20 protein-coding genes are annotated in these 21856 nt (G+C 71.1%); 5 read left to right on the forward strand and 15 right to left on the reverse strand.

Annotation, left to right across the window (positions count from 1 at the left end; genetic code table 11):
- Nucleotides 1–120: 120 nt before the first annotated feature.
- Together ACFV4N_RS18800 and dapE are read right to left on the reverse strand one after the other, a co-directional pair.
- On the reverse strand, nt 121–888 hold the full coding sequence (locus ACFV4N_RS18800; RefSeq protein ID WP_499673817.1) for an LOG family protein: 768 nt from the start codon (nt 886–888) through the stop codon (nt 121–123).
- Nucleotides 889–915: 27 nt separating this feature from the next.
- A complete protein-coding gene (dapE, locus tag ACFV4N_RS18805) occupies nt 916–1977 on the reverse strand; it encodes a succinyl-diaminopimelate desuccinylase (protein ID WP_499673818.1) in 1062 nt (353 codons plus the stop codon).
- Between dapE and dapD the strand changes: the two genes are divergently transcribed.
- Nucleotides 1976–2974: a 2,3,4,5-tetrahydropyridine-2,6-dicarboxylate N-succinyltransferase gene (gene dapD / locus ACFV4N_RS18810; protein WP_499673819.1), complete on the forward strand. Its 999-nt coding sequence runs from the start codon at nt 1976–1978 to the stop codon at nt 2972–2974. The two genes, dapE and dapD, sit on opposite strands and share 2 nt — an antisense overlap.
- 457 nt (nt 2975–3431) lie before the next feature.
- On the opposite strand, the gene dapC is transcribed toward dapD, so the two are convergent.
- Together dapC and fdxA are read right to left on the reverse strand one after the other, a co-directional pair.
- The gene (gene dapC, locus ACFV4N_RS18815) at nt 3432–4517 is read right to left on the reverse strand and encodes a succinyldiaminopimelate transaminase (RefSeq protein ID WP_499673820.1); all 1086 of its coding nucleotides are present in this window, start codon (nt 4515–4517) and stop codon (nt 3432–3434) included.
- Nucleotides 4514–4840: a ferredoxin gene (gene fdxA, locus ACFV4N_RS18820; protein ID WP_033430540.1), complete on the reverse strand. Its 327-nt coding sequence runs from the start codon at nt 4838–4840 to the stop codon at nt 4514–4516. The genes dapC and fdxA overlap by 4 nt, the downstream gene beginning before the upstream one ends.
- Before the next feature lie 129 nt (nt 4841–4969).
- Here fdxA and ACFV4N_RS18825 point away from each other — a divergent pair, with 129 nt between their 5' ends.
- Nucleotides 4970–5734 carry a GNAT family N-acetyltransferase gene (locus ACFV4N_RS18825; RefSeq protein ID WP_499673821.1) on the forward strand — a complete coding sequence of 255 codons (765 nt, stop codon included), beginning with the start codon at nt 4970–4972 and terminating at the stop codon, nt 5732–5734.
- Here ACFV4N_RS18825 and ACFV4N_RS18830 read toward each other — a convergent pair.
- The 10 genes from ACFV4N_RS18830 to typA form a co-directional block, all read right to left on the reverse strand.
- The gene (locus ACFV4N_RS18830; RefSeq protein WP_499673822.1) at nt 5710–6444 is read right to left on the reverse strand and encodes a hypothetical protein; all 735 of its coding nucleotides are present in this window, start codon (nt 6442–6444) and stop codon (nt 5710–5712) included. The two genes, ACFV4N_RS18825 and ACFV4N_RS18830, sit on opposite strands and share 25 nt — an antisense overlap.
- Nucleotides 6425–6817, reverse strand: coding sequence for a hypothetical protein (locus ACFV4N_RS18835; RefSeq protein ID WP_499673823.1), 393 nt, complete (start codon nt 6815–6817; stop codon nt 6425–6427). Before ACFV4N_RS18835 ends, ACFV4N_RS18830 begins: the two co-directional genes overlap by 20 nt.
- The gene (gene mshB / locus ACFV4N_RS18840; protein ID WP_499673824.1) at nt 6814–7659 is read right to left on the reverse strand and encodes an N-acetyl-1-D-myo-inositol-2-amino-2-deoxy-alpha-D-glucopyranoside deacetylase; all 846 of its coding nucleotides are present in this window, start codon (nt 7657–7659) and stop codon (nt 6814–6816) included. The genes ACFV4N_RS18835 and mshB overlap by 4 nt, the downstream gene beginning before the upstream one ends.
- Before the next feature lie 189 nt (nt 7660–7848).
- Complete coding sequence (locus ACFV4N_RS18845; protein WP_499673825.1) at nt 7849–8910, reverse strand: ABC transporter ATP-binding protein; 1062 nt, start codon at nt 8908–8910, stop codon at nt 7849–7851.
- Nucleotides 8907–10082 carry an ABC transporter ATP-binding protein gene (locus tag ACFV4N_RS18850; RefSeq protein WP_499673826.1) on the reverse strand — a complete coding sequence of 392 codons (1176 nt, stop codon included), beginning with the start codon at nt 10080–10082 and terminating at the stop codon, nt 8907–8909. The genes ACFV4N_RS18845 and ACFV4N_RS18850 overlap by 4 nt, the downstream gene beginning before the upstream one ends.
- Nucleotides 10079–11026, reverse strand: coding sequence for an ABC transporter permease (locus ACFV4N_RS18855; protein ID WP_499673843.1), 948 nt, complete (start codon nt 11024–11026; stop codon nt 10079–10081). Before ACFV4N_RS18855 ends, ACFV4N_RS18850 begins: the two co-directional genes overlap by 4 nt.
- Nucleotide 11027: 1 nt before the next feature.
- A complete protein-coding gene (locus ACFV4N_RS18860; RefSeq protein WP_499673827.1) occupies nt 11028–12026 on the reverse strand; it encodes an ABC transporter permease in 999 nt (332 codons plus the stop codon).
- A 144-nt stretch (nt 12027–12170) separates the two neighbouring features.
- Nucleotides 12171–13997 carry an ABC transporter family substrate-binding protein gene (locus tag ACFV4N_RS18865; protein WP_499673828.1) on the reverse strand — a complete coding sequence of 609 codons (1827 nt, stop codon included), beginning with the start codon at nt 13995–13997 and terminating at the stop codon, nt 12171–12173.
- A 290-nt stretch (nt 13998–14287) separates the two neighbouring features.
- The gene (locus ACFV4N_RS18870; protein WP_499673829.1) at nt 14288–15958 is read right to left on the reverse strand and encodes an ABC transporter family substrate-binding protein; all 1671 of its coding nucleotides are present in this window, start codon (nt 15956–15958) and stop codon (nt 14288–14290) included.
- 787 nt (nt 15959–16745) lie between these two features.
- Entirely contained in the window at nt 16746–18647 is a 1902-nt protein-coding gene (gene typA / locus ACFV4N_RS18875; protein WP_499673830.1) for a translational GTPase TypA, read from the reverse strand.
- Nucleotides 18648–18792: 145 nt separating this feature from the next.
- Here typA and ACFV4N_RS18880 point away from each other — a divergent pair, with 145 nt between their 5' ends.
- Both ACFV4N_RS18880 and trpS read left to right on the forward strand, forming a co-directional pair.
- Nucleotides 18793–18927, forward strand: coding sequence for a hypothetical protein (locus ACFV4N_RS18880; protein ID WP_499673831.1), 135 nt, complete (start codon nt 18793–18795; stop codon nt 18925–18927).
- 214 nt (nt 18928–19141) lie between these two features.
- Entirely contained in the window at nt 19142–20107 is a 966-nt protein-coding gene (gene trpS, locus ACFV4N_RS18885; protein ID WP_499673832.1) for a tryptophan--tRNA ligase, read from the forward strand.
- 232 nt (nt 20108–20339) lie between these two features.
- Here trpS and ACFV4N_RS18890 read toward each other — a convergent pair whose 3' ends face one another.
- Nucleotides 20340–21152, reverse strand: coding sequence for an NUDIX domain-containing protein (locus ACFV4N_RS18890; RefSeq protein ID WP_499673833.1), 813 nt, complete (start codon nt 21150–21152; stop codon nt 20340–20342).
- Between the two features lie 225 nt (nt 21153–21377).
- Here ACFV4N_RS18890 and ACFV4N_RS18895 point away from each other — a divergent pair, with 225 nt between their 5' ends.
- Complete coding sequence (locus ACFV4N_RS18895; protein WP_499673834.1) at nt 21378–21815, forward strand: hypothetical protein; 438 nt, start codon at nt 21378–21380, stop codon at nt 21813–21815.
- Nucleotides 21816–21856 lie beyond the last annotated feature (41 nt).

Here is a 21856-nt window from a genome sequence, read left to right on the forward strand (position 1 = left end):
CCCTTCGATCGTCGGGGAACCAGGCGCGAACGACCGACTTCCGGGCGACCTCGCCGCCGTCTGCGGAGCAGCGGCCATCGAACACAGCCGGGCCGCCGTCTGCGGAGCAGCGGCCATGTCTCAGTGCGCGTCCGCCCAGGCTTGGTGCGCTTCTCGCACGATGCGGACCGCGTCGTCGATGTCGTCGGTCAGGTAGAGCAGCTCGACGTCCTTCTCACCGACCTTGCCGCTGCCCAGCACCGAGCTCTTCACCCAGTCGTACAGGCCCTGCCAGTACTCGCGGCCGAACAGCACCACCGGGAACTTGGTGACCTTCTTCGTCTGCACGAGCGTCAGCGCCTCGAACAGCTCGTCCAGCGTGCCGAAGCCGCCCGGCAGGCAGATGAACGCCTGCGAGTACTTGATGAACATGGTCTTGCGGACGAAGAAGTAGCGGAAGTTCACGCCCAGGTCGACCCACGGGTTCAGGCCCTGCTCGAACGGCAGCTCGATGCCGAGGCCGATGCTGAACCCGCCCGCCTCCGAGCAGCCCCGGTTCACCGCCTCCATCGCGCCCGGACCGCCGCCGGTGATGCACGCGAACCCGGCCTCGGCCAGCGCCCGGCCCAGCTCGCGGCCGATCTCGTACTCGGCGTGGCCGCGGGCGGTGCGGGCCGAGCCGAACACCGTGACCGCGCTCGGCACCTCGGCCAGCGCGCCGAAGCCCTCCACGAACTCGGCCTGGATGCGCAGCACCCGCCACGGGTCGGTGTGCACCCAGTCGCTGGGGCCGCGGGAGTCCAGCAGGCGCTGGTCTGTGGTCGTCAGCTCGTCCCTGCGACCGCGGCGCAGGACGACCGGTCCGCGCTGCTTCTCCTTGGGGTGCTCGTCGACGCCGTTCTCGCTCATCGGCCGGAGTGTAGTGGGCCGGAGGGGCTAGCCGAGGAAGCGGCGCAACACTTCAAGGCACTGTCGCACCTGGTTCACCGGGACGTTCTCCTGCTGCGTGTGGGCCAGGCTCGGGTCGCCCGGACCGAAGTTCACCGCGGGCATGCCGAGCGCCGCGAACCGGGCCACGTCGGTCCAGCCGAGCTTGGCCACGGGCGTGCCGCCGGACGCCTCGACCAGCTCCCGGGTGACCGGGTTGGCCAGGCCGGGCAGCGCGCCCGGCGACAGGTCGGTGACGGTCACCTCGTAGCCGTCGAACAGCTCCCGCAGGTGCTGCTCGGCCTGCTCCGGCGACCGGTCGGGGGCGAACCGGTGGTTGACCGTCAGCACGGCCTCGTCCGGGACCACGTTGCCGGCCACGCCACCGGAGACCCGCACGGCCTGGAGGCCCTCGCGGTAGTGGCAGCCGTCGATCTCGACGTGCCGCGGCTCGTGGGCCTCCAGGCGGCGCAGGACCTCGCCGAGGGCGTGGATCGCGTTCACGCCCATCCAGCCGCGGGCGGTGTGGGCGCGGGCGCCCTTCGTGCGCACCTCGACGCGCATGGTGCCCTGGCAGCCGGCCTCGATCACGGCGTTGGACGGCTCGCACACGATCGCCAGGTCGCCCCGCAGCCACTCGGGCAGCTCGCGCTCGACGCGGCCCAGGCCGTTGTGGACGGCCTCGATCTCCTCGCAGTCGTAGAACACGAAGGTCAGGTCGTGGCGCGGGTCCGGGGTGGTGGCGGCCAGGTGCAGCATCACCGCGTCGCCGCCCTTCATGTCCACCGTGCCGCAGCCGTGCAGGGCGCCGTCGGCCAGGCGGGACGGCAGGTTGCCGTTGACCGGCACGGTGTCCAGGTGGCCGGCGAGGACGACGCGGTTCGGGCGGCCGAGGTCCGTGCGGGCCAGCACGGCGTTGCCGAGGCGCACGACCTCCAGCGCCGTCTGCTCCCGCAGGGACCGCTCCACCACGTCCGCGATGCGGGCCTCGTCGCGGGACACGCTGGGGATGTCCACCAGGGCGGCGGTCAGCTCGACGGGATCGGCGGCGAGGTCCAGGGTGTCGGCCATGCGCCGCACGTTACCGTTGGCGCTCGTGAGCACCGCAGACACCACCGGCGCGTACGGCGTCGGACTCGCCACCGTCACCCCGTCCGGCGACGTGCTGGACACGTGGTTCCCCGCGCCGCGGCTGGGCGAGGCGGACGCCGGGACCGCGCTGCTGTCCTCGGCCGAGGTCGCCGCCGAACTGGGCGAGGCCGCGGCCAGGCAGCTCGGCGCGGACGCCGAACGCGACGTCGAGGTCGTCGGCGTCCGGGTCGGCATCGCGTCCCTGGCCGACGCGCCCGCGTCCACCTACGACGTGTGGCTCCGGCTGCACCTGCTGTCGTCGCGCCTGGTCAAGCCGCACGGCGCCAACCTGGACGGCATCTTCGGGCTGCTGAACAACGTGGTGTGGACGAACTTCGGGCCGTGCGCGGTCGAGGGCTTCGAGGACACCCGGCTGCGGCTGCGCTCGCGCGGGCCGGTGGCCGTGTACGGCGTCGACAAGTTCCCGCGCATGGTCGACTACGTGGTGCCGACCGGCGTGCGGATCGCGGACGCGGACCGCGTGCGCCTGGGCGCGCACCTGGCGCCCGGCACCACCGTCATGCACGAGGGCTTCGTGAACTTCAACGCGGGCACGCTCGGCGCGTCCATGGTGGAGGGGCGCGTCTCGGCGGGCGTGGTCGTCGGCGACGGCACGGACGTCGGCGGCGGCGCGTCGATCATGGGCACCCTGTCGGGCGGCGGCAAGCAGGTCATCTCCGTGGGCGAGCGGTCCCTGATCGGCGCCAACGCGGGCCTGGGCATCTCCCTGGGCGACGACTGCGTGGTCGAGGCGGGCCTCTACGTCACCGCCGGCACCAAGGTCACCGGCGCGGACGGCGCGGTGGTCAAGGCGGCCCAGCTCTCCGGCATGTCGAACCTGCTGTTCATCCGCGACTCGACCACCGGCACGGTCAAGGTCCTGCCGCGCAAGGGCACCGGCGTGGAACTGAACGCGGCCCTGCACGCCAACGACTGACCTACTCCCGAGTTGCCAACTCACCACCCCTGACCGCACGACTCACCGGTCCCGACCGTACGACTCGCGCACCCCGAGCGCATGACTCGCCAACCCCAACCGCATGACACGCCAGTCCTGAACGCATGACACGCGCGAGTCATGCGCTCAGCCCACGCGAGTCATGCGCTCAGACCGCGCGAGTCGTACGTTCAGACCGCGCGAGTCGTACGTTCAGACCGCGCGAGTCGTACGTTCGCGACCCTTGAGTTCGACGTTCGTGCCGGGCCGGCACCGTGCGACTCCCGGTGCCGGACCGGAGGACACGCGATGTCCGACCGGAGGACACGCCGGGTTTCGAGTGAGAACCGCGCGTGTCCTCCGCTGCGGTGTCGCGTGTCGTCCGGTCGGACACCGCGAGTTGCGCGGTCAGGTCACGCCGGTGGGTGAGCCGGGGAGGCCGGGTGAGCCGGGAGGGTCAGGGCAGCAGGCGGTCGGCGGCGGCGGCCACGCGGTCGTCCGTCGCGGTCAGGGCGATGCGGACGTGCCGGTCGCCGGTCGGGCCGTAGAACGTGCCCGGGGCGACCAGGATGCCGCGCTCGGCCAGCCAGGCCACCGTGGCCCACGCGTCCTCGCCGCGGGTCGACCACAGGTACAGGCCCGCCTCGGAGTGGTCCACGGTGAAACCGGCCTTGGTCAGCGCGGGCAGCAGCACGTCGCGCCGCGCCCGGTAGCGCTCGCGCTGCACGGCCACGTGCTCGTCGTCGGTCAGCGCCGCCGTCATCGCCTCCTGCACGGGCCGCGGCACGATCATGCCCGCGTGCTTGCGCACCTCCAGCAGGGACTTCACCAGCACCGGGTCACCGGTCACGAACCCGGCCCGGTACCCCGCCAGGCAGGACGACTTCGACAGCGAGTGCACGGCCAGCACGCCGTCGAGCGATCCGCCGGACACCTCGGGCCGCAGCACCGACACCGGTTCCGCCGTCCACGGCAGCGTCAGGTAGCACTCGTCGGACGCGACGACCGCGCCCACCTCCCGCGCCTCCGCCACCGCCGCCGCCAGCGAGGCCGCCGACCGCACCCGACCGGTCGGGTTGGACGGCGAGTTCAGCCACACCAGGCGGGTGCCGGGTGGCGGCGGTTCGCCCTCGGCCAGCCGCACCGGCGTCGCGCCCGCCAGCTTCGCGCCCACCTCGTAGGTCGGGTAGGCCAGCGCCGGGATCGCGACCAGGTCACCGGGTCCGAGGCCGAGCAGCGTGGGCAGCCACGCCACCAGCTCCTTGGAGCCGATGGTCGGCAGCACCGCCGCCGGGTCGAGCCCGTCGACGCCGTGCCGCCGCGCCAGCGCCCCGACCGCGGCCTCGCGCAGCGCGGTGGTGCCGTGCGTGGTCGGGTAGCCGGGCAGGTCGGCGACCGAGCCGAGGGCCCGCTGGATCACGTCGGGGACCGGGTCCACCGGCGTGCCGATGGACAGGTCGACCACGCCACCGGGGTGCGCGCGCGCCGCGGTGGCGTGGTCGGCCAGCGAGTCCCAGGGGAAGTCCGGGAGCCTCTTGGTCACTCGTGGGACGCCTGCGGCGGGAGAGCCTTGACGAACGCCGGGTCCGCGCTGACCTTGCCGACCTTCGAGGCGCCGCCGGGGGACCCCAGCTCGTCGAAGAAGTCCACGTTCGCCTTCGTGTACTCCTTCCACTCGTCCGGCACGTCGTCCTCGTAGTAGATGGCCTCGACGGGGCACACCGGCTCGCAAGCACCACAGTCGACGCACTCATCCGGGTGGATGTAGAGCATCCGGTCGCCTTCGTAGATGCAGTCGACGGGGCACTCTTCGATGCACGCCTTGTCGAGCACGTCCACGCACGGCTGGGCGATCACATAGGTCACTGCGCTCTCCTGCTTCTGTTCTGGTCCACACCGCGCAAGCCGGAGAGTACGCGGCACGCTCGATTGTCCAACGCTCAGGCTTGCCTTAGCAGCACCGTGCGCCGGCTCACACATCACCCCTTGGGCCGGATGGGGGACGATGCCGGGGTGCGCGACATCGCCGGGTTGGAGCAGCGCTGCGCCGAGGCGTGGCCGGCCGTGGTCGACGTGCCGCTCGGGCAGTGGCGGCTGCGGGCCGCGGGCGGCTTCACCGGACGCGCCAACAGCGCCCTGACCACGGGCGATCCCGGTGTCCCGGTGCCCGAGGCGCTCGACCTGGTGATCGACTTCGCCCGCCGGAACGCGATCGCGCCGGCCGCCCACGTGGTGATCGGCTCACCGGTGGAGGGCGCGATCGGGGACGCCGGCTGGCGGGTCGACGAGGACCACCCGGGCGGCGCCGAGTCGCTCGTGATGACCGGTGAACTCGCCGGGTTCGCCACCCCGAAGCACGCTCGAGCCTCCCAAGGGGTGGTCATCACACCCGACCCCCTTCCCGGCTGGTGGGAACTGGCGGCGCAACCGGACCCCACGCCCGCCCAGCGGCACGTGCTCACCACGGGCGCGGTCGGCTTCGGCGCGGTCGTGGCGGACGGCGAGGTGCTGGCCGCCGTGCGCGGAGCCGTGGTCGGGGACCTGCTGCACGTCGCCCGGCTCGCGGTGCGGCCGGGCGCCCGCCGCCGGGGGCTGGCGCGGCTGCTGATGGGCGGCCTGGCCGCGTGGGGCGCCGACCGGGGCGCGACGCGCTGCGCGCTCCAGGTGGCCGAGCACAACGAGGCCGCGATCGCGCTGTACGGGTCGCTGGGGTGCGTCGAGCACCACCGCTACCGCTACTGGGCGCCGAACCACGCGTAGGCGTCCGCGCGGACCCTCTTCAGCGCCGACCGCTCGCCGAGGTAGTCGCCGAGGACCCCGACGACGGGCAGCATGCCCAGCGCCTGGTGGTACAGCCGGCCCTGGGGCCGCTTGTCCAGCTCGTCCTCCAGCCGCCACAGCACCTTGGCGAGCTTCCAGACCGTCGCGCCGATGGCCTTGAACGTGGACCGCTCGGCCTTCAGCTCCGCGGTCAGCTCGCGGGTCCTGCGGTCCTCGTCCTCGGCGGGTTCCACGGCCCGGCCGTCGACCTCGCGCTGGAACAGCACGTGCGCCAGCAGCCGCACCCGGTCCTCGGTCGAGGTGAGCCCGCGCTCGCCCGCCATCGCCGACAGCAGCAGCCCCTGCCCGGCCGCGCCCAGCGTCGCCTGGATCGGCAGCCGGTCGGCCAGCGCGCCGCCGATGCCGGGGATCGCGGCCAGCAGCGACAGCAGCCGGCCGAGCCGGTTGAGCCACCACTCGTCGCGCTCCGGCACGTCCATCCGCGCCCACGCGGCCGTGCCGGGCACCTTCACCCGCGCCAGCCGGTCCCACAGCCGGTCCAGCAGCTTCCGGTCGGCGTCGCGCTCCACCTCGCGGTCGCGCAGGCCGAGGAGGTTGGCCTCGCGCAACGTGTCCAGCAGCGGGCCCGTGGCGCGCACGAACGGCCGCAACGCGCGCACCACGTCCCGATCAGTGATCGCCTCCGCCACCGGCCCGCCTCCCCGCGAACGCACCCACGGCGACAGCGCTGGGCAGCACGCCGCCGGCGAACAGCACCAGGGTGCGCCAGTCGTTGAGGAGCAAAACGTCGCCGCCCGGCCCGAGCAGCCCGAACAGCAGCAGCGTCGCCATCCACACCAGCAGCGGGGACGCCGCGCCGCTCGTGCGCCGCGCGTACCCGGAGGCGAGGCGGACCAGGAGCGGGGTGGTCACGACCGCCAGCACCACCGCGATCGGGAACGGCCAGTCGTTCACGCGCGGCAGCAGGGTGCCGTCCAGCCGCAGCGGCAGGAAGAACAGCTCCAGCACCGCCAGCACGAAGGCGGCGGCGGCGATCCCGATCAGCGCCAGGCGGTCGGTCAATCCAGCCCCCCGAACAGGTCCGCCTCCGCGCCCTCGGCGGGCCCCTTGGCGAGCACGTAGTGCTCGGTGTGCACGACGGGCTGGGCGATGCCGTTGGACAGCGCGTAGGACGCGCCGCCCGAGCCGTCCTGCCACACGCCGACCTGGGTGGAGTGGGCGCGCAGCGCCCGCAGCTTGGCCACCAGGTGCTCGGAGACGTCCACCACCGTGGTGATCACCTCGTCGTCGGTGACGGGCAGCTCGCCCTCCTCGGGCAGCCGCCACGGCAGGTCGGCCAGCTCGGCCAGCCGCGCCACGCCCTCGGCGGTCGCGGCGCGCGAGGTGACGGTGTGGAACAGGCGGTCCACGTCCGAGGAGGCGACCGCGGCGGTGGTGATCTCGTGCGCCCGGATGTGGTCCGGGTGCCCGTACCCGCCGAACGCGTCGTAGGTGACCACGACCTGCGGCCGGACCGAGGCGATGATCTCCGACAGCTCGGCGACCTGCTCGTCGACCGGGCCCCGGACGAACGCGCGCGGGTGGTCGTTGGCCTCGACGCCCGCCATGCCGGAGTCCCGCCAGCGGCCCATGCCGCCGAGGAACCGGTGGTCGGTCACGCCCAGGGCGGCGCAGGCGGAGCGCAGCTCCGCGACCCGGTACCCGCCGAGCTGGTCGGCGGCGTCCGCGGCCAGGTTCCGCAACGCGGGCGGGATGATCTCACCCTCCTCGCCGAGGGTGCAGGTGACCACGGTGACGTGCACGCCCAGGGACGAGTAGCGGGCGATGGTGCCGCCCGTCCACAGGCTCTCGTCGTCCGGGTGTGCGTGTACCAGCAGCAACCGTGGTGGTGCAGTCAGCGTCACTGGATCAGAGTAAAGCCCCGGTGTGACGACACCGCCGGGAGGCTGTGCTGTCGGCCGCTGCTCCGCAGACGGCGGCGAGACCGCCCGGAAGTCGGCGGCTCGCGACCGATCCGCCGGCGATCGAAGAGCGTGATCGCCGGCGGATGGGCCGCGAACCACCGACGCGGTCTCGCGGCGCGGTCGTGCCGGTCAGCTCGGCAGCAGGGGCTTGACCTCGGCGAAGTGGCACGCCGACAGCGTGCCGTCGGGGCCGCCGCGGCGCTCCAGCTTCGGCTCCTCGGTGGCGCAGATGTCCTGCGCCTTCCAGCAGCGGGTGCGGAAGCGGCAGCCCGACGGCGGGTTCACCGGCGAGGGCACGTCGCCGGAGAGCACGATCCGCTGGCGGCGGCGCTCCAGCTTCGGGTCCGGCACCGGCACCGCGGACAGCAGCGCCTGCGTGTACGGGTGCATCGGCCGGTTGTAGATCTCCTCGCGGTCACCGATCTCGATGATCTTGCCGAGGTACATGACCGCGACCCGGTCGGAGATGTGCCGGACGACCGACAGGTCGTGCGCCACGAACAGGTAGGCCAGGCCGAGGCGCTCCTGCAGCTCCTCCAGCAGGTTCACCACGCCCGCCTGCACCGACACGTCCAGCGCCGACACGGGCTCGTCCAGCACCACGAGCTTCGGGTTGAGCGCGAGCGCGCGGGCGATGCCGATGCGCTGGCGCTGGCCGCCGGAGAACTCGTGCGCGTACCGGTTGCGGTGCTCCGGGTTGAGGCCCACCAGCTCCATCAGCTCGTTGACCCGCGCCTGGACGTCGCCGCCGTTCTCCGTGCCGTGGATCTTGAACGGCTCGGAGATCAGCTCGTTGATCTGCCAGCGCGGGTTCAGCGACGCGTACGGGTCCTGGAACACGATCTGCATGTCCCGGCGCACCGAGCGGAGCTGGCGCCCGCGGAGCTTGGTCAGCTCGCGGCCCTCGAACTTCACCGAGCCGGACGTCGGCTTGTGCAGCTGGAGGATGGCGCGCCCGGTGGTGGACTTGCCGCAGCCGGACTCGCCGACCAGGCCCAGCGTCTCGCCCGGGTACAGGTCGAAGGTGACGCCCGAGACGGCCTGCACCTGCCCGACCGTGCGCGGGATGATGCCGCCGCCGCGCACCGGGAAGGACTTGACCAGGTCCCGGACCTCCAGCAGCGGGGTCTCGCCCGGTCGGCCGGAGGCGGCGCCACCGGCCTGCGGGTTCACATCAGTGGACGTGGTCATGAGGTCGGGCTCTCCTCTTCGTGCAGCCGCGCTTCGACCGCCTCGACCGTCTCGGCCACCGGGATGGCCGGGTTCGCCGCGGTCAGGGAGGCCGGGTTCTCGACGACGCCGATCTCGTCGTGCGCGAACAGCCGCTGCGGGTTCTCGATCGTGGCCAGGTGCGCGGAGCGGTGGCACCGCGCGAAGTGGCCGGACCGGTCGGTCTCCAGCAGCTGCGGCTCGGTCTCCCGGCAGGCGTCGATCGCCAGCGGGCAGCGCGGCGAGAACGTGCAGCCCTGCGGCAGGTTCATCAGCGAGGGCGGCGCGCCCTGGATCGGGGTGAGGCGCTTGCCCAGCATGTTCGGGTTCGGGATGGAACCCAGCAGGCCGACGGTGTAGGGCATCCGCTGGGCCTCGAAGATCTCGTCCACGGAGCCCTGCTCGACGACCGTGCCGCCGTACATGACCTGGACGCGGTCCACCATGCCCGCCACGACGCCGAGGTCGTGCGTGATGATCATGATGCCGGCGCTCGTCTCGTCCCGGATGCGCAGCAGCGTGTCCAGGATCTGCGCCTGCACGGTCACGTCCAGCGCCGTGGTCGGCTCGTCGGCGATGATCACGTCCGGGTCGTTGATGATCGCCATGGCGATCATCGCGCGCTGCCGCATGCCGCCCGAGAACTCGTGCGGGTACTGCGAGGCGCGCCGGTCCGGCTGCGGGATGCCCACCAGCTCCAGCACCTCGACGGCCTTGGCCCAGGCCGCCTTCTTGGACACGTCGTGGTGCGCCTGGTGCGCCTCGGCGAGCTGCCAGCCCACCGTGTACACCGGGTTCAGCGACGTCATCGGGTCCTGGAAGATCATCGAGATGCCGTTGCCGCGGATCGGCTGCATCTGCTTGTAGTCCAGGCCGACCAGCTCGCGGCCCTTGAACTCGATCGAGCCGGCGACCTTCGCGGTCTTGGGCAGCAGGCCCATGACCGCCATCGACGACACCGACTTGCCCGAGCCGGACTCGCCCACGACGCCGAGCACCTCGCCCGCGCCGAGCGTGAACGACACGTCCCGCACCGCGTGCACGGTGCCGTCGTCGGTGGGGAAGTCCACCGACAGGTTCTCCACCTTCAGGAGCTTCTCGCCGCCGCGGCCGGAGTCCGACCGGGGCTCGCCGAGCACGTCAAACCCACTCATGCCTTCACCCTCTTCTGCCGCGGGTCGAAGGCGTCCCGGAGCCCGTCACCGATGAAGTTGACCGCGAGCGAGATCAGCACGATGAACACGAACGGGGCGAAGAACAGCCACGGGTGCAGCGTCAGCTCGTTCTTGTTCAGGCTGATCATCAGGCCCAGCGAGGTGTCGGGGCTCTGCACGCCCAAGCCGATGAAGGACAGGGCCGCCTCGAGCAGCACCGCCTGGGCGATGGCCAGCGTGGCGTTGACGATGATCACGTCGACGGTGTTCGGCAGGATGTGCCGGAACACGATCCGGGACGTGGACGCGCCCAGCGCGCGGGCCGCCTCCACGAACTCCTTCTCCCGCAGCGACAGGACCATGCCGCGGATCACGCGGGCGATCGACAGCCAGCCGATCAGGCCCAGGTACAGGGCCACGATCATCCAGTTCGACCCGCCCGAGCCGCCCGCCACCGACACCACGAAGCTGTTGCGCACCAGCACCGCCGCGATGACCAGGCTGGGGATCACCAGCAGCAGGTCGATGAAGCGGCTGATCAGGGTGTCGACCCAGCCCTTGAGGTAGCCGGCCAGCGCGCCCAGCACCACGCCGATGACGGTGGACAGCAGCGCCACCACGAGCGCGATCTGGATCGAGAACTGGGTGCCGCGGATGATCTGGGCGACCATGTCGCCGCCGAGCCGGTCGGTGCCGAACGGGTGGTCGGCGCTGGGCGGCAGGTACCGCTTGAAGCCCAGGTCGGTGTACGGGTACTTCCAGAACAGGCCGCCGAAGAACGCGAACAGCACCAGCAGCACGAACAGGACGAAACCGAACAGCGCCAGGCGGTGCCGGGCGAACCGGCGCAGGATGACCTGCCACTGCTTGCGGGCCGAGGTGCTGTCGAACTGGCTCGCCTCGGCCGAGTCCGGCGCAGGCGCCTGCGCCGCGGGGGCTCCCATGTTAGTCAAGGCGAATCCTCGGGTCCAGGAATGCGTACAGGATGTCCGCGATCAGGTTGAACGCGATGATGAACACGGCCGTCACCATCATGAAGCCGAGCACCTGGTAGGGCTCGATCTTCGTGATGGCCTCGACGATGAACTTGCCCATCCCGGACCAGTTGAAGACCGTCTCGGTGATCACCGCGCCGCCGAAACCCGCGCCGATGTTCAGCGAGGACACCGTGATGATCGGGATCAAGGCGTTGCGCAGCGCGTGGCGGAAGATGGCGCGCCCCTGCGAAATGCCCTTCGCCTGCGCGGTGCGCACGTAGTCGGCGTTGAGCGTTTCGAGCATCGAAGCGCGCTGGAAGCGGCTGTAGAGCGCGAACTGGATCACCACGAGCGAGATGGTCGGCAGGATGTAGGCGCCGCTGTACTGGAAGAACTGCTCGCCGAAGCTGCCGCTGAAGCCCTCGCCCGGCGGTCCGGCGGTGACGATCCACCGGTCCGCGCCGATGGACTCCAGCCAGTCGTTCAGCTTGATGCCGCCCGCCTTGAGCACGAGGGCCACGCAGAACAACGGCATCGAGAACATGGCGAACGATATTCCGGTCGCCGTGTAGTCGAACAACGAGTACTGTCTGACCGCGCCGATGACACCGACCGCGATGCCGAGTATCAGCGCGATGATCTCGGCGGCGAGGATGAGCCGCAACGTGATGCCGAAGGCCGTGAGCAGCTCGTCCTTCACGGGCCTGCCCGCGTTGCCGGGGACGACCGTCTCGCCCCAGTCGCCGGTCACGAAGTCGCCCGCCCATTCGACGTAGCGCTCCATGAACGGGTCGTTGTAGCCCGTCCGCTCGTAAGCGGCGGCGATCTCCGCCGGTGTCCGGGGCTTCTGGAGCTTCCACTCGGCCAGGGGGTCGCCCATGGCGTTCACGAGTCCGAAGCAGAGGAATGAAGCGACGATCAACAGCGGAATTGAGATCAACAACCGCCGGATTATGTAACGGAACATGACGAGTCTCTAGTCTCCCTAGGCGCCCCCGCCTGCCAGCGTAGGCGCCTACCGGACGCGGACACCGTCCGGGGGGCCGGTGCTCGTGGCACCGGCCCCCCGGCGGAAGGGTCGTGCTTTACCCAGCTGCGTGCTTGCCCGGTGTCAGCTCTTCTTCTGCCAGGCGTACAGGTTCCAGGTCGCGCCGCCACCGACACCGATGTAGGAGATCGGGCCGATGTCCGCGTTCGACGCGGCGAAGTCGGACAGCTGGAACAGCGGGATGCTGTGCAGGTCTTCCCGCATGATCTTGTCCGCGTCGTTCATCATCGCGGTGCGCTTCTCGTAGTCCAGCTCGCCGTTGGCCTTGGCCCACGTCTCGGTCAGCGCGGCCGAGTCGTAGTTGTTGTAGTTGGCCGAACCGCCCTTGGACTTCTGCGCGTAGTTGCCGTACGCGCCGGCCTTCAGCGGCTGGCCGACCCACGCGAACAGGGCCGCGTCGAACTCGGACGCCGGGAGGCGCTTGTCGTTGAAGTCGGCGGCCTGGTCGGCGATGACCTCGATGCCGGCCTGGCGGCACTTGTCCTGCAGGATGCGGACGGTGTCCGCACGGCGCTGGACCGTCTTGAAGCCGATCGCGAAGGAGGCGCGGAACTCGCCCTTGGTGTAGATGCCGTCCGAGCCCAGGGCCCAGCCGCCGTCCTCCAGGGTCTTCTTCGCCGCCGCGACGTCACCGTTGCCGATGTCGCTGTAGTGGTCCTCGTAGCCGATCTCGTTCGGCATGAAGGTCAGGCTGCCCAGCGGCTTGGCGTTCGGGTCGACGTCCGCCACCAGCTTGTCGATCAGGCCCTGCCGGTCGAAGCACTGGGCCACGGCCAGGCGCAGGTCCTTGTTCTCCTTGAACAGCGGGCGCGCCATGTTGAAGTCGACGTGCTCGTAGGTCTGGCCACCGGCCGCGTAGACCTCGAACGCGCTGTCCTCGCGCAGCTGCATGGCGACCGACGGGTCGGCCTGCGGCGCGATGACCTGGACTTCCTTGTTCTGGAGCTGCTGCGCCGCGGACTGGGCGTCCGTGTTCGTCTTCAGGATGACCTTGGACGGGCCACCCGGGTTGCCCCACCACTTGGGGTTGCGCACCAGGACGGTCTGGTCCTTCAGGTCCGAGGACTCGATCGCGTAGGGACCGCCGGACAGGGCGACCGACGGGTCGAAGCCCAGCCAGCCCTTGGTGTAGAAGTCCGCGACCGCCTTGACCGTGTCGTCGTTCTGCGACGGCAGGACCTTGGTGACGTCCGGGACGTTCGCCTTCTGCTCCAGGACGTGGGCCGGGAGCAGGCTGTCGCTACCCGGCTGCGAGAACAGCGCCCGGTAGTCGGCGAACGGCTTGTCCGCGTAGAACGTCGTGGTGATGGTCTTGTCGTTGTCCGAGCACTCGAGCTTCTCGATGTTCTCGTAGCCCGTGGGCGACGAGTCGAAGATCGAGGCGGACTCGCCGCTGTCGCTCGTGACGGTGGCCTTGCTGGTGGCCGCGAGCCACTTCAGGTGGAAGTCGTCGCAGTCGATCGGCTGGCCGTCGGACCAGACCGCCTCGGGGCGGACCTTCCACTCGATGGTCTGCGGGCTCGTCGAGGTGACCTTGACGGACTCCATCAGGTCGCCGTCGACCTTGATCAGCACCTTGCCGTCGACCAGCTCGGTGATGTACGGCGAGGGCTGCACGTTGGACAGCGCGATGGTGCTGGAGAAGTTGTTCGTCGCGCCGATGTTGTTGTTGTAGTTGTGGAAGCCCTCTTCCACGGCGACCGCGATCTCGCCGATGTCCTCGACCTTGGGACGCTTGAGCAGCTCGTCCTGGCCGCCGATCTCGCCCGGGTTGGCGTCCTGCTGGCCACCCTGGTCAGTGCTGCTCGTTCCGCCGCCGCCGCACGCGCTCAGGACGAGCGCGGCGCTGGTCATCAGCGCGAGCGCCGAGACAGCTTTTGATCTCCTCATCGACACGTGCCCTCCTAGCACCGGGTTGGAGCGACCGTTTGAGTCTGCTTCCACCCATAACCGTGATGTGCCAAACACGCCCCGAACCGACACACCGTTGCAGCACGATAAGAACCCGTGCGCCGCACGGTCACTGCCCATCGGCCGATCGTGACCAAAGGGTGACACGTTGGTCGCAGCAAGCGACTCCGTCGTTACGGGCGGGAGCGTTCGTTAACCGGTCGCCAGGAATACTGTCAATACTGCACCGCGAACGCATCTTGAAGCCAGTGTTTCGTACGGGTCAACGGTCAACGGCCTTCCAGGCGCCAGGACGACGCGGTGCTGAAGGGGCCGGCGAACGGGGCGCCCGCGGTGACCTCACGGGCCTCCGGCAGGACCACCAGCAGGTCCGCTACCTGGAACAACGGCATCGAGACGGCCTGCTGCCAGAGCACCGGCTCGACCGCGGCGAGGGCCTCGGACAGCAGCACCTCCCCCGACAGGGCCTGCTCGATCACCGGCTGGACCGACTGGTCGCAGAAACCCGAGAGATTCCCCGGAATGGGTGCACCTCCGTCCTCCGGTGACGTCGTGCACCCGAATGAGGAAGCCAGAACGGCCGCCGAATCACCCGTGTCCAGCCGGGGCACGACGGCAATGTCGACAGCGTTGTCAGGGCCGTCCGTAAGGCCCAGATCTCGGGCGAACAACTCATTGGGCTGCGTTGTCAGGACGCGGGCACCGATTCCGGACAATGACAGTTGACGTTGGACCTCGTTGGCGACGGCCACGTAGGGCTCGATCCCGGCGGGCGCGGCGATGGTCAACTCCAACCGCTTGCCATCCCGACCCCAGTGACCATCCGTGCGGGTGTAACCCGCCTCGGTGAGCAGTTGCGCGGGGTCTCCGCTCTTGGCCGGCATGGTCGCCGTGTAACCGGACTTTGACGGCGGTGTTACCTGGGCATCGGCGCGGAGGTGCGCGCTCGGCCCGCTGCGGGTGCCGAGGGCGATCAGCTCGTCGCGATCGAGGGTGTTCGAGATCGCCGTCCGAACCCGGACATCACCCATCTGGGGGGCGGCGGGCCGGAACAGGACCGTGACGACCTCCGGTCGGGGCACGGTCGTCACCGTGACGGGCTTGGCCTTGGCCAACTCATCGACGTCCCGCAGCGCGATGGCGTCGGCGCGGATGAGGGCGACGTGGTTGTCGCTGGTGTCGAGCGCCTCGACGACGTCCCCCTGGCTCGCCCGACGGAGGACCAGCCGATCGAGCGCCGGCGGCTGCTCCCAGTAGCGGTCGTTGCGCTCGAGGATGATCTCCCCGCGGGGCTGGTCGAGGTTCCGCACCGCGAACGGCCCCCCGGTCGCCGGGAAGCTGTCGGCGAGCGCGGCCCCCCAGCCGCCGGGCGCGTCCTTGAGCAGGTGGGCCGGCAGCAGGTCGTGGAAGAGGCTCCGCCAGCCGGGGTAGGGCTCGCTGAACACCACCTCGACCACCTTGCCCCCCTCGCGGCTGGTGATGTCGTCGATCAGGCGGTACCCGGCGGGGTTGATGACCCCGGGCTCCTCGCGCATGCGCTGCCAGAGGTAGACGAAGTCCTCGGCCGCGATGGGAGCGGAGTCGGACCAGCTCGCGTCCCGGCGGAGGGTGTAGGTGACGGTGTACGGGTCGGCGTTGGTGACCTCGGCGCTGACCAGCAGGTCCAGGTCGATCCGCGGGCTGCCGTCCGCGTCCGTGCGGAAGGTGGAGGGCAGGAGCAGCGAGGACAGCGCCGTGGTGATCGTCGACTGGGCCGCGAGCGTGTGCGGGTTGTACCCGCCCGTGACGTCGTCGACCCCGACCACCAGCTCGTTCTGCTTCTCCTTGGGCACGACCGTCATGCCCGGTGTCGAGGGCACCAGCGGCGGTGGCGGGGTGGCCGTGCAAGCGGCCAACAGCAAAACCGCAGCCAACACCGCCGGAACCGATCGCTTGCCCATGACGACGAGCGTGCCAGATGCCCGCGGCAGCCGACCGCAGAGGCCCCGCCCCACCTTCACCAGTCCGTGAGCTGCCTCACACCCTCATGAACTCACAGGCCCGGGCCCGGGCCCGGGCCCCGGCTCCAGCTCCAGCTCCAGCTCAGCCCAGTCCAGTCCGGCCTCAGCTCCAGCTCCGGCCCGGCCCCAGCTCCAGCCCGGCTCGGCTGGGCTCGGCTCGGCCCAGCCCAGCCCGGCCCGGCCTGGCTCCGCGCACCACACTCACCGCACCGCACTCGCGTCACACCCCACCCGCACCGCGCTCCACCCGCACCCCGCCCCACCCAGCTCAAGCCGCACGCGCAGTCCCCAGCGCCAGCCCCCGCAACCAGCCCATCCCGACCGAGCGGTTGGCCGGGTACGTGCGCGGGCACGGGACGCGGCGTGACGCGCGTGACCGGCGCGGGCGCGGGCGTGGTGCGCATGACCGGCGTGTGGCCGGCGCGGACGCGGCGGGGATGGCGGACGCAGGTGCGATGGGGTGCGGCGGAGTGGCTGGGGCCGAGGCTCCTGGGCCGGCGGGGTGGGCTGTGACCTGACGGGGTCGGTCTGCGGGGGTGGTCGGGGGTCCGGAAGTCGGGGGTCCGGGGTTGGGCGGCTTCCTCATGTTTTAACCGATGCCGAACTCCCGGTTTTCGTACATGCCAGGGCCGATGACCACCCGATCGTGTGCCCCACAAGCAACGGGCACCCCGGGGCTGCCCCGGGGTGCCCGTCAGCGCACCCTATATATAAGGAGAAGGCGGCGTCAGCCGCGCAGCTTGGCGCGGTTCCGCTCGCGGCCCCGCTGGTTCGCGTCGAGGATCACCTTCCGCACCCGCACGACCTCCGGCGCGACCTCGACGCACTCGTCCGCCGCGCAGAACTCCAGCGCCTCTTCCAGCGACAACTTGCGCGGCCGCGCCAGGGTCTCCATCACGTCGGCCGTCGAGGTGCGCATGTTCGTCAGCTTCTTCTCGCGGCACACGTTGACGTCCAGGTCCTCCGCGCGCGGGTTCTCGCCGACGACCATTCCCTCGTACGTGTCGGCGCCCGGCTCGACGAAGAACGTGCCCCGGTCGGCCAGCTGGATCATCGCGTACGCGGTGACCGAGCCCGCGCGGTCGGCGACCAGCGAGCCGTTGTGCCTGGTGCGGATCTCGCCGGCCCACGGGCCGTAGCCCTCGGCGACCGCGTTGGCGATGCCGGTGCCCCGGGTCTCGGTCAGGAACTCGGTGCGGAAGCCGATCAGGCCGCGCGACGGCACGACGTAGTCCAGCTTGATCCGGCCGGTGCCGTGGCCGGACATGTTCTCCATCCGGCCCTTGCGGTTGGCCAGCAGCTGGGTGATGGCGCCGAGGTGCTCCTCGGGCGCGTCGATGGTCAGCCGCTCGAACGGCTCGTGCAGCTTGCCGTCGACGGTCTTGGTGACGACCTGCGGCTTGCCGACGGTGAGCTCGAAGCCCTCGCGCCGCATCTGCTCGACGAGGATGGCCAGCGCCAGCTCGCCGCGGCCCTGGACCTCCCAGGTGTCGGGCCGCTCGGTGGGCAGCACGCGCACCGACACGTTGCCGACGAGCTCGGCGTCGAGCCGGGCCTTGACCAGGCGCGCGGTGAGCTTGGTGCCGCCGCCGCGGCCGGCGAGCGGGCCGGTGTTGACGCCGATCGTCATGGAGATGGCGGGCTCGTCGACGGTGATCCGCGGCAGCGGCTCGGGGTTGTCGACGTCGGCCAGCGTGTCGCCGATGGTGATGTCCGGGATGCCCGCGATCGCGACCAGGTCGCCGGCGCGCGCCTCCTCGGCGGGCACCCGCTCGAGGGCCTCGGTGATCAGCAGCTCGGTGATCTTGACCTTCTGCGTGGACCCGTCCTCGCGGCACCAGGCGACGGTCTCGCCCTTGCGGATGCGGCCGGCGGCGATGCGGCACAGCGCGATGCGGCCGAGGAACGTGGACGCGTCGAGGTTGGTGACCAGGGCGCGGAGCGGCGCGTCCGCGTCGCCGGTCGGGGCGGGGATGTGGTTGAGGAGCACCTCGAACAGCGAGTCGAGGTTCTCCTCGTCGGGCAGGCCGCCGTCCTCGGGCTGGTTGAGGGAGGCGCGGCCGGCGCGGGCGGAGGCGTAGACGACCGGGAGGTCGAGCACGGAGTCGTCGGCGCCGACCTCGGTGGCGAGGTCGAGCAGCAGGTCGTGGGCCTCTTCGACGACCTCGGAGATGCGGGCGTCGGGGCGGTCGACCTTGTTGACCACGAGGATGACCGGCAGGCCGGCGGCGAGGGTCTTGCGCAGCACGAACCGGGTCTGCGGCAGCGGGCCCTCGGAGGCGTCGACCAGCAGGACCACGCCGTCGACCATGGACAGGCCGCGTTCGACCTCGCCGCCGAAGTCGGCGTGGCCGGGGGTGTCCACCACGTTGATGGTGATCACGCCGTCGGGCGTGTGGCGGCGGACGGCGGTGTTCTTGGCGAGGATCGTGATCCCCTTCTCGCGCTCCAGCTCACCGGAGTCCATCACCCGGTCGACGGGCTCGGCCCGCTCGGAGAAGGCGCCGGACTGGCGGAGCATGGCGTCGACCAGGGTGGTCTTGCCGTGGTCAACGTGCGCGACGATCGCGACGTTGCGCAGGTCGTTGCGGACCAGCGTTTCCTTGATCGACGCGGTGGCCGTGGGCACGCGGAACTCCTAGAGCTGTTTCGAGGGAGGGCCGGGCGCCGGGACTGGAGCACGCACGCAGCCACAAGCAGTCTACCGGGCGGGCTGTCATTACCACACGGGGACCGCAGGTGAGGTCAGCCTCACCTACCCTGGGGACACCTGGATGAGTGGAGCGCGTCACGTGGGCAAGGGCAAGGTGAAGAAGAAGTGCTGCCGGTCTACGCCGCGCTGCAAGGGCTGCCCGGTCGTGGCCCTGCTGAAGGCCAAGAAGAAGAAGTCGGGGAAGAAGGCCGCTTGACCCGTTCGTGTTACGGGATCCGCGTCGCGGGGTCTGGGTCGCGGCGCCGCGACCCGCTACCATCTGGGGTCATGCGCGCACTTCACGTGTCCTGGTGGCCCGCCTTCCGGCGGCCCTAGCACTGCGCGTCAACGAACGCAGGCCGCCCGTCGAGGCGGCCTTCGCGTTGTTCGGGGGGTCCGGTCGCGGCGGGCCCACCCCGAAGGGATCCACCATGGTCAGGCTGTCCGCGATCACCCCGTCCGGCCCGGTCCAGCTGGGCAACTACCTCGGCGCCGTGCGGCAGTGGGCCGTCGACGGCGGTGAGGACGACGTCTACTTCATCAGCGACCTGCACGCGATGACGACCTCGCACAACCCGTCCCGGCTGCGGGCGCTGGCCCGGGAGCAGCTGGCGGTGCTGATCGCCGCCGGTGTCGACCCGAGGTCGGTGTCGGTGCAGTCGGACCTGGTCCGCGAGCTGGGCGCGCTGACGTGGGTGCTGGAGTGCACCTGCACGTACGGCGAGGCGGCGCGGATGGTGCAGTTCAAGGAGAAGTCGGTGGGGCGGCCGTCGGTGCGGTTGAGCCTGCTCACCTACCCGGTGCTGATGGCGGCGGACATCCTGCTCCAGGGCGCGCACGAGGTGCCGGTGGGTGACGACCAGCGGCAGCACGTGGAGTTGGCGCGGGCGTTGGCGCGGCGGTTCAACGGCACGTACGGCGAGGTGTTCGTGGTGCCGCGCGCGGTGGTGCCGCCGACCGCCGCCCGGGTCCGCGACCTGGCCGACCCGAGCCGCAAGATGGACAAGTCGGCGAAGGACGCGGCGGGCACGGTGTTCGTGCTGGACCCGCCCGACCTGGTGCGGCGCAAGATCCGGCGGGCCGTGACGGACGAGTTGGCGCAGGTGCGGTACGCGCCCGAGGAGCAGCCGGGGGTGGCGAACCTGCTGGAGGTGCTGGCCGCGTGCACGGGCAAGGAGCCGAAGGACCTGGCCGACGGCTTCGCGACCTACCACGAGCTGAAGGAGGCGACGGCCGAGGCGGTGGTGGAGGAGCTGAGGCCGGTGCGGGAGCGGACCCGGCAACTGCTGGACGACCCGGCCGAGCTGGACCGCGTCCGCGCCCACGGCGCCGAGCGCACCCGTGACCGCTGCCGCCACCGCTTGGACGCCGCCCTGCGCGTCACCGGCCTCGGCTGAAGCCCTCCCCCGCGTGTCCTCCACTCAGCCCGCGCGTGTCCTCCGCTCAGACATCGCGAGTCGTACGTCCAGGACCGGTGAGTTCACCGTTCGGGATCGGCGGATGGGTCCGGAAGCGGATCTCGAACGGTGAACTCGGAGGTCCGGAACGTACGACACGGCGGGTCTGAACGTACGACTCGCGGTGTCCGAGTGGAGGACACGCGATGTCTGAGTGGAGGACACGCGGGGGTTAGTGGAGGACGCGTGACAGGGAGGGGAGTAGGGCGCGGTCGGCTGGGAGCCAGTCGAGGGTGGGCAGTTCGGTGGGGGTGATCCAGCGGACGGCCTGGTGGTCGGCGGGGGTGGGGGTGCCCGTGTCCAGGTTGGCGGTGTAGGCGCGGAGGAGGAGGTCCGGGCGCAGGGGGACGTCCGGTTCGAGGGCGGGGCCCGGGGTGATGGTGATGTCCAGCTCCTCGCGGCACTCGCGGATCAGGGCGGCCTCGTCGGTCTCGCCGGGTTCGACGCGGCCGCCGGGGAGTTCCCAGCGGCCGGCGGCGTCCGGCGGGTAGGCGCGCTGCTGGGCCAGGAGGAGGCCGTCGCGGATGATGGCCGCGCCGACCACCACGCGGGCGTCGAGGAGTTCGACGGAGCGCCGGGAGATCGCGCGGGCGCGGGCCTGCAGGACTTTCAGGGCCAGGCCGCGGCCCACCACCACGTCCGCGAGGCGGCCCACCGGGCCTCCGGGGCTGGTCCACTCGACCGAGTCGACGACCATCGTGCCGCCGCCCGTGCGCAGGAGGTCGGTGGTCAGGCTCAGCGACGGCAGGGGGCCGCCCACCAGCTCGGCCGAGACGCCCGTGGTGTCTGCGCGGGTGACGACCAGCACGCCGGTGACCGGGCCGACCGAGCCGGTGAACGAGGCGCCCTGGTAGAGCACGGGTTCGCCGGAGATCCGCACGCCGAGACCCCGGACCGCGCGGGCCAGCAGGAGGCCGTCCAGCAGCGCGGCGGCGACGGTGCGCAGGGGCGCGTCGACCAGGGTGGTGTTCCTCAGCTCGGGCACTGCGGCATCCTGCCACCCCGGGGTGGCGCGGCCCGGTGACGCCGGGTCGGGGTGCGCGGGGACGTGGAATAGCCGGTGCCTGTCCGGCGGAACCAGGCAGAACCTCCGAATGGACCACGCGGGAGGGCCGGGAGTTTCTGATACGGTCGTTTCGCGGTTCTCACGAGGCTCTGCCGGGGGGCGGGGCGGGAACCGGCGGAAAAAGGGGGAAGAAATATGGGGAGAATGCGTTTCGCGGTCGTTGGCGCCGTGGTGGCGCTGCTGTGCGCGCTCGCGCCGTCCGCGTCGGCGGAAGGGGTCGCGGGCGGGTGGTCCGGCGGGACCCGGGACGGTGTCTCGGTGGCCGCGGTCGAGTTCAACGAGGCCGTGGCGGGCACGCCGCCGGCGGGTTTGCCCTGCGTGTCGGTCACCGGGGCGCGGGCGTGCTTCGAGGCCGACGGTGACAAGTGGTGGGTCCGGGACACCGCGGCCGACAGCGCGTCGGCCGAGGCCCGGTGGGACAACTACCGGAACGGCTCGCTGTACCGGTCGGGCATCTGCCGGAACGGTTTGGGCAACGGCACGTGGGGCGTGTGCAACAAGAACTACTACGAGGACAGCACGCTGGTCTACATCGCGTGCGTTTTCGACGCCTCCGAGGGTCGGCTCGTCCGCTGTTCCTGACATCGGCCGAAAATAGTGCCGGTTGAATTCTGGGAAACCGC

The sequence above is a fragment of the Actinosynnema sp. NPDC059797 genome (genome assembly GCF_042732085.1).
Lineage (GTDB): Bacteria > Actinomycetota > Actinomycetes > Mycobacteriales > Pseudonocardiaceae > Actinosynnema.

What these genes read in the sequence shown, in the direction of transcription:
- ACFV4N_RS18845 (WP_499673825.1), bottom strand. Translation starts at nt 8,910, where the DNA reads ATGACCACGTCCACTGATGTGAACCCGCAGGCCGGTGGCGCCGCCTCC.
- ACFV4N_RS18880 (WP_499673831.1), top strand. Translation starts at nt 18,793, where the DNA reads ATGAGTGGAGCGCGTCACGTGGGCAAGGGCAAGGTGAAGAAGAAGTGC.
- dapE (WP_499673818.1), bottom strand. Translation starts at nt 1,977, where the DNA reads ATGGCCGACACCCTGGACCTCGCCGCCGATCCCGTCGAGCTGACCGCC.
- ACFV4N_RS18860 (WP_499673827.1), bottom strand. Translation starts at nt 12,026, where the DNA reads ATGTTCCGTTACATAATCCGGCGGTTGTTGATCTCAATTCCGCTGTTG.
- ACFV4N_RS18855 (WP_499673843.1), bottom strand. Translation starts at nt 11,026, where the DNA reads ATGGGAGCCCCCGCGGCGCAGGCGCCTGCGCCGGACTCGGCCGAGGCG.
- ACFV4N_RS18800 (WP_499673817.1), bottom strand. Translation starts at nt 888, where the DNA reads ATGAGCGAGAACGGCGTCGACGAGCACCCCAAGGAGAAGCAGCGCGGA.
- trpS (WP_499673832.1), top strand. Translation starts at nt 19,142, where the DNA reads ATGGTCAGGCTGTCCGCGATCACCCCGTCCGGCCCGGTCCAGCTGGGC.
- ACFV4N_RS18850 (WP_499673826.1), bottom strand. Translation starts at nt 10,082, where the DNA reads ATGAGTGGGTTTGACGTGCTCGGCGAGCCCCGGTCGGACTCCGGCCGC.
- ACFV4N_RS18870 (WP_499673829.1), bottom strand. Translation starts at nt 15,958, where the DNA reads ATGGGCAAGCGATCGGTTCCGGCGGTGTTGGCTGCGGTTTTGCTGTTG.
- ACFV4N_RS18825 (WP_499673821.1), top strand. Translation starts at nt 4,970, where the DNA reads ATGGGGGACGATGCCGGGGTGCGCGACATCGCCGGGTTGGAGCAGCGC.
- dapD (WP_499673819.1), top strand. Translation starts at nt 1,976, where the DNA reads ATGCGCCGCACGTTACCGTTGGCGCTCGTGAGCACCGCAGACACCACC.
- ACFV4N_RS18865 (WP_499673828.1), bottom strand. Translation starts at nt 13,997, where the DNA reads ATGAGGAGATCAAAAGCTGTCTCGGCGCTCGCGCTGATGACCAGCGCC.
- ACFV4N_RS18895 (WP_499673834.1), top strand. Translation starts at nt 21,378, where the DNA reads ATGCGTTTCGCGGTCGTTGGCGCCGTGGTGGCGCTGCTGTGCGCGCTC.